At 48.9% G+C, this 6,534-nt stretch carries 5 protein-coding genes and 2 pseudogenes; all 7 read left to right on the top strand.

Annotated elements, in window-relative coordinates; translation table 11 throughout:
- Positions 1 to 159: 159 nt before the first annotated feature.
- A pseudogene (locus H6F92_RS24405) lies at positions 160 to 399 on the top strand (thiaminase II/PqqC family protein); the annotation flags it as partial.
- Positions 400 to 584: 185 nt separating this feature from the next.
- Positions 585 to 971: pseudogene (locus tag H6F92_RS24400) on the top strand (thiaminase II/PqqC family protein); the annotation flags it as partial.
- A gap of 15 nt (positions 972 to 986) precedes the next feature.
- Positions 987 to 1,394, top strand: coding sequence for a DUF2605 domain-containing protein (locus H6F92_RS24395; protein ID WP_190359821.1), 408 nt, complete (start codon positions 987 to 989; stop codon positions 1,392 to 1,394).
- Between the two features lie 99 nt (positions 1,395 to 1,493).
- Positions 1,494 to 1,799 (top strand): DUF2973 domain-containing protein, encoded by a 306-nt coding sequence (locus H6F92_RS24390; protein WP_190359820.1) that lies wholly within the window; start codon positions 1,494 to 1,496, stop codon positions 1,797 to 1,799.
- 11 nt (positions 1,800 to 1,810) lie between these two features.
- Positions 1,811 to 2,464 carry a YqiA/YcfP family alpha/beta fold hydrolase gene (locus H6F92_RS24385; protein ID WP_190359819.1) on the top strand — a complete coding sequence of 218 codons (654 nt, stop codon included), beginning with the start codon at positions 1,811 to 1,813 and terminating at the stop codon, positions 2,462 to 2,464.
- A gap of 6 nt (positions 2,465 to 2,470) precedes the next feature.
- Positions 2,471 to 6,001, top strand: a complete 3,531-nt coding sequence (locus tag H6F92_RS24380; protein ID WP_190359818.1) for a helicase-related protein — start codon at positions 2,471 to 2,473, stop codon at positions 5,999 to 6,001.
- Between the two features lie 94 nt (positions 6,002 to 6,095).
- Positions 6,096 to 6,476: a GxxExxY protein gene (locus tag H6F92_RS24375; protein WP_190359817.1), complete on the top strand. Its 381-nt coding sequence runs from the start codon at positions 6,096 to 6,098 to the stop codon at positions 6,474 to 6,476.
- Positions 6,477 to 6,534: the final 58 nt, after the last annotated feature.

The raw sequence follows: 6,534 nt of genomic DNA, 5'->3' as shown, positions 1-6,534 counted from the left end.
CCTCGAATGGAAATTTTTTCTTTCTTCCAGACATCGATAATTTTTTGGCGAAAATCTACGGAATAGGGTCTCATAGGAAGCTGGTAAGTTCTATTATTTGTCTATTTGCTTTCTATTGTACCTCATAGCTCCAAGAATTGCTATAATTAGTATTTTCCTATGCTTAGTCAGCAACTTTGGCACAGCCATCAAGATCTAGTACAAGCTTGTCTAGAACACCCTTTTGTGCGAGGTATCGCCACAGGAGAGCTTAAACGGGACTGTTTCGCTTTTTATGTCGGTCAGGATGCTTTTTTTCTGGAATCTTTCGCCCGTGCTTACAGTATCGCCGCTGCTAAAGCTCCTGATTGGCAGGGATTTACTAGCTTTCATCGGTTAGCGGCAGGGGTATTAAAGGAATTAGTGGGACTTAGACAAAAAACAAATCGATAAAAGCCTCAACTCCAATCCCCGCTTGGGATTTACTTCGAGAAGCCCAAAATCGCTGAAACCCAGATAGATCAAGGAAAATCATAAATTGAGGTTAACCCTTTGTCCCGTAATGGTTTGAGCCTTTTTTGCTGCCCGAAAATGCCTAAGTCCCATTAGAATTACACGAAAATTACGCTCTACAGTGGGGCGTTGACCTGAGAAAGGTTCAGCCCGCTAACGCCACCCGTCGCTATCGGGATTTTCTTCTCGCTACCGCTTGGATGGGTGACATCGGTGCGATTGCCGTGGCGATGAGTCCCTGTATGCGTCTTTATGCTTATCTGGGTCAACAATTAGCCTTAGAGCCGATTTCTGAGAATCCCTATCAAGCTTGGATTGATAGTTATAGTGGGGATGAATTCGCCGCTTTAGCAAGCCAGTTAGAGGAATTAGCCGATAAATACGCCTTGATGACGGAAAATATCTCTTTATCCTATCGTTATGCCCTTAGTTGTGAACAGGACTTCTTTAGTGCCGCCTACAGCCGGGGCAAATCTTAAAATTTTTCCGTCACAATGTTAAGAAATATAAATGACGCTAAGATTAAGGTAAGCAAAATCGTCATTATAAAAATAATGTTCCCTTCGCAACCCGCCGAAAACGAACTCCTGAAAACTATCTTAGAACCTCTACTAGAGGATTTCACCTATTGGTTTTCCCGTTCCTGTCTCCTCCTCGAATCCGAGAGATTATCCTTTCTCAGCCTCGAGGAACAAAACAATTTATTGGCAAGAGTCAAAAATGCCCAACAGGAGGTGGCCACGGCTTATTTACTCTTTAAAACCACAGGTGGTCAGGTGGGTATCGAGGCCAAGATGTTGTTGCCTTGGCACCAACTGGTGGCAGAGTGTTGGGGTGTCAGCAGTCGTCGTCGTCGATTACAGGGTTGGGGAGAATATCAATCTCCTCAAACTGACGCTTAACCTGAAACTTTTTTGGTAAGCTAGAGAGTTGAGCGAATTTTTAGCATAAAGTTTTGGCAATTAGGAATATTCACACATAATTCATGGGAGACTCGGCCAATGTTACATCTGCTCTATATTCTCGCCTTCACGGTTATCGCTTTTTTGACCATTAATAATTTAATTCGGAGTCTGATTACTGTCAGCATGGATTCCCAGAAACGTCCTGCTAAATCGGCTAATTCCTATAATCCCTACGGTTATCCCATGACTTCCCATCCGGAACTTTTGGACGAGGCCGGACAACCGATTAATGAACCTCTGTTAGTGATTCGTTCTCTCACTGTGGAAGATGCTCGTCAACAGTTGGATGCCATTTATAATTCTTCTCCTGGTGCTACCAAAGAGCAAGATGAAGAAATCTAATTGGTTCTAGAATGGCGGTTCTTGAAAACAGATATATTTATCTACACGGTTTCGCTTCTGGCCCCCAATCAACAAAAGCGCAATTTTTGAGGCATTGTTGGCAAAAGAGGGGTTTAGCAATGGAAATTCCCGATCTTAACGGTGATGATTTTTCTAGCTTAACTCTCACTCGCCAGATTGTTCAAGTCGGCCAATTGATTGAACAATCTCAGCTTCCTGTTACTCTGATTGGTTCCAGTTTTGGCGGTTTAACGGCAGCTTGGCTGGCAGAAACTTATTTTCAGGTGCAAAGGCTCGTTTTATTAGCTCCCGCTTTTAATTTCGGGCCGATTTGGTTGGGACAATTGGAAGCGGAAACCCTAGCCAATTGGCAAAAATCTGGGAGTTTATCGGTTTATCACTACGGTTATCGCCGTTATCTGCCAATTGATTACAAGTTGATCGAGGACTTAGCCAATTATCCCCAAGAAAAGTTAATCAGGCAGCTCCCCACCCTAATTATTCATGGCAGTGACGATGAGGTGATTCCCCCAGAAAATAGTCGCTATTATGCTTTTTCTCGTCCTTGGGTACAGTTAATCGAATTAGATAGCGATCATGCCCTTACCGATGTTTTGACGAGGATATGGGCTGAAATGCAATTATTCCTAGACATCGGTCTTTAGGCGATCATGACTAAACTTGAGGAACTAACGAGCGGCTCTATTGTTAACGGCATTCTGCCCAATCAAAGCATTACCGTCATCGAGGCCAAGTGGCATGGCAGCGACGCGGTAGAACTGACCTACAAAGATACCAACGGACAACCCTACACAGAACTGCTCTTTCGATACCGAGAGCCAACCCTAGAGATTCTCACCGAAGGAAGACCGTGGGGTTTCGATGGCGACGGAGCTTTGCTGCGCCTAGTTTCCGAAGCCCATCGCATCCGGTTGGCCTACCTGTTTGACCCGCTTCTAGCCGTCCATACCTCTCTGGTGGAACCACTCCCTCATCAAATCACTGCTGTTTACGGTGAGATGCTCGATCGCCAACCCCTGCGCTTTTTGTTGGCCGATGACCCCGGGGCCGGGAAAACCATCATGGCGGGATTGTTAATTCGAGAACTCCTAATTCGAGGTGACTTAGCGCGCTGCTTAATCGTCTGTCCAGGCAGCCTCGCAGTGCAATGGCAAGATGAACTACATAACAAATTTCACCTTCCCTTCGATATCCTCACCAATGACCGCCTCGAAACGGCCCGCACCGGCAACGCGCTCGCCGAAATGGGTCTGGTCATTGCCAGACTTGATCAACTCAGCCGTAATGACGACCTCCAGAAGAAACTCCAGCAGACTGATTGGGATCTGGTCATCTGCGATGAGGCCCACAAGATGTCCGCTTCTTTCTTTGGTGGGGAAATCAGGGAAACAAAGCGTTACAAATTGGGCAAACTCCTCTCTAGTGTTACCCGCCACTTCCTGCTGATGACCGCTACTCCCCACAACGGCAAAGAAGAAGACTTTCAGTTATTCCTAGCCCTACTCGATGGCGATCGCTTTGAGGGGCGATTCCGGGACGGAGTTCATGTATCAGATACTTCCGACCTGATGCGCCGTCTGGTAAAAGAGGAACTGCTCAAGTTTGACGGCAAGCCACTTTTCCCCGAAAGAATCGCTCACACGGTCAGTTACCCCCTCTCCGACCAAGAAGCGATCCTCTACAGTCGAGTCACCGAGTATGTGCGCGAAGAATTTGACCGAGCCGAAGCCCTGGCCAACGACGGGCGCAAGGGGACAGTCGGCTTTGCCCTCACCATTTTGCAACGCCGCCTCGCCTCCTCTCCGGAAGCCATCTATCAATCCTTGAAACGACGACGAGAACGGCTGCAAAAGCGACTCCGAGAAGAAGAACTGCTCAAGCGAGGCCAGTCGCTGGAGATAGAATTTGCTACCGTCCTTGACCAAGACGACATCGATGACGACTTTGAGGATACCGATAGCAGCGAGCGGGAGGCCACGGTCGAGGAGGTGGTCGATCAGGCCACAGCATCGCGTACCATTGCCGAACTACAGATTGAAATCGCCCTGCTGAAAAAGCTTGAAGACCTAGCCAATACCGTTCGACGGAGCGGAAAAGACCGTAAGTGGGAAGAGTTTTCCCATCTTCTGCAGGATGAAGCAGAGATGTTCGATGCAGGAGGATACCGCCGCAAAATAGTCGTCTTCACCGAACACAGAGACACCCTCAACTACCTGAAAGAGCGGATCAGTACACTCCTTGGCAACCCAGAAACTGTTGTCACCATTCACGGTGGCATGGGTCGGGAAGACCGCAAAAAAGCCGAAGAAGGCTTCAAGCAAGACGTAGGAGTACAGGTACTTCTGGCCACCGATGCCGCCGGAGAGGGGATCAACCTGCAACGAGCGCATCTCATGGTCAATTATGACCTACCCTGGAACCCAAACCGCCTAGAACAGCGATTCGGTCGCATTCACCGGATTGGACAGACCGAGGTTTGTCATCTCTGGAATTTGGTGGCTCACGAAACCCGCGAGGGAGATGTGTATCGGACGCTCCTCGAAAAACTCGAAGCCGAACAAAAAGCTTTAGGCGGACGGGTGTTCGACGTATTAGGTAAAGCCATTGCGGGAAAAGAATTGCGCGAACTTCTCATCCAAGCCATCCGTTACGGCGATCACCCAGATATAAAAGCACACTCAAACGAGGTCATCTCTGAAAAGCTCGATCAAGAGAGGCTAAGGGAATTGCTGGAAGAACGCGCCCTAGCACGGGATTCGATCGATGCTTCCAAAGTTCAGAAAATTCGAGAAGATATGGAGCGAGCCGAAGCCAGACGGTTACAGCCGCACTTCATCGCCGCATTTTTCCTGGAAGCCTTCCAACGCTTAGGCGGCACCCTACGCCAGCGAGAGCCAAAGCGATACGAGATTACCAACGTCCCCGCCGTTATCCGTAACAGGGACCGCTCTTTAGGGATAGGAGAGCCAATTCTCAAACGCTATGAGCGCATCTGTTTTGACAAAGACCTGATTAGTGTTCCGGGTAAACCCGTTGCTACCTTTGTCTGTCCCGGCCATCCCCTGTTAGATGCCACTATCGATCTTGTCTTGGAACGGCATCGGGAATTACTCAGACGGGGGGCTATCCTAGTTGATGACAGTGATCCAAGCGAGGAAATTCGGGCGCTGGTGTACTTAGAACACGCCATTCAAGACGCTCGGCTAAATCCCGATGGCAGACGGCGGGTGGTGTCGCGGCGAATGCAGTATGTGGAAATTCCTCTGTTTGCACCACAGAGACAGGGAGAGAGGGATGCTGGGTATGCCCCTTATCTAGATTATCGTCCTTTGCAGGAGGAGGAGCGGGCGATCCTAGGGCCGATCCTTGATTCTCTCCCTATCGGTAATGAGATTGAGAGCCAGGCCCGCAATTATGCGATCGCTAACCTTGTCTCTTCCCATCTTCAGGAGGTACGGCAGCGCAAGGAAGAGTTAATTGAAAAGACCCTTATAGCAGTTAAAGACCGCCTGACCAAGGAGATCAACTACTGGGACCATCGGGCGGCCCAGTTGCGCCTACAGGAAGAAGCGGGGAAGACAAATGCGCGGATCAATTCCAACAAAGCCCAGATGCGGGCCGATGAACTACAAACGCGGTTGCAAAAACGCTTGTCTGAATTGGAGCAGGAGCGTCATTTATCCCCATCGCCGCCGGTGGTGGTGGGGGCAGCCCTCATCGTACCGGGAGGCCTGTTAGGGCGACTTTTAGGGAAGCCAATGTTTGCCCGGGAGACAAAGCGCGTCGAGCAGCTGGCAATGGCGGCAGTCATGGCGGCCGAAAAAGCTTTGGGGTATGAACCGCGGGATGTGAGCGCCGAGAAGTGCGGCTATGACATCGAATCGCGCAGAACCGGAACAGGCCGCTTACGGTTTATCGAAGTCAAGGGTAGAGTAGAAGGAGCAGAGACGGTGACTGTCACCAAGAACGAGATCCTTGCATCCTTTAACAAGCCAGAGGATTTTCTGCTGGCCTTGGTTTCGGTTTCTCCGTCAGAGGAGGTTCAGGTCAGATATGTGCGCCGGCCATTCCAGAGAGAACCGGATTTTGGGGCGTGTAGTGTTAATTATGATTGGGGAGAGTTATGGGACAGGGGGGATATGATTGAACCACAAAGGCACAAAGGACACGAAGGGGATTAACCACAAAGGCACGAAGGACACTAAGGGGATTAACCACAAAGGCACAAAGGACACTAAGGGGATTAACCACAAAGGCACGAAGGACACTAAGGTTATGGATGAGAGGGCTAATGATTTATCTAAGGAGATTATTGGGGCGGCGATCGCTGTTCATCGGGAGTTGGGTCCAGGACTATTGGAGTCAGCCTATGAGGCCTGTTTGGAGTACGAGTTATTGGATAGAGGGATAGCGGTGGAGCGTCAAGTTCCTCAATCAGTGATTTATCGCGGTGTTAAACTTGATTGTGGTTATCGTCTCGATCTATTGGTGGAAAATCTGGTTATTGTCGAACTGAAAACCGTTGAACAACTTACCCCCATTCACGAGGCTCAGTTGTTAACCTATCTCAAATTACGCCGGCTTTGGCTAGGATTACTGATTAATTTTAACGTTCCCGTTCTCAAACAAGGCATCAAACGCCTTGTCAACAGTTAATCTTTGTGTCCTTTGTGCCTTTGTGGTTCCTCAATCTTTGTGTCCTTTGTGCCTTTGT

The organism is Microcystis wesenbergii FACHB-1317, assembly GCF_014696875.1.
GTDB lineage: Bacteria > Cyanobacteriota > Cyanobacteriia > Cyanobacteriales > Microcystaceae > Microcystis > Microcystis wesenbergii_A.
This window is presented reverse-complemented; position numbering and strand designations above follow the sequence as displayed.

Excerpts from the sequence above, each read along its gene's own strand:
- H6F92_RS24395 (WP_190359821.1), top strand. The coding sequence starts at position 987 with ATGTTAAGAAATATAAATGACGCTAAGATTAAGGTAAGCAAAATCGTC.
- H6F92_RS24390 (WP_190359820.1), top strand. The coding sequence starts at position 1,494 with ATGTTACATCTGCTCTATATTCTCGCCTTCACGGTTATCGCTTTTTTG.
- H6F92_RS24385 (WP_190359819.1), top strand. The coding sequence starts at position 1,811 with ATGGCGGTTCTTGAAAACAGATATATTTATCTACACGGTTTCGCTTCT.
- H6F92_RS24380 (WP_190359818.1), top strand. The coding sequence starts at position 2,471 with ATGACTAAACTTGAGGAACTAACGAGCGGCTCTATTGTTAACGGCATT.
- H6F92_RS24375 (WP_190359817.1), top strand. The coding sequence starts at position 6,096 with ATGGATGAGAGGGCTAATGATTTATCTAAGGAGATTATTGGGGCGGCG.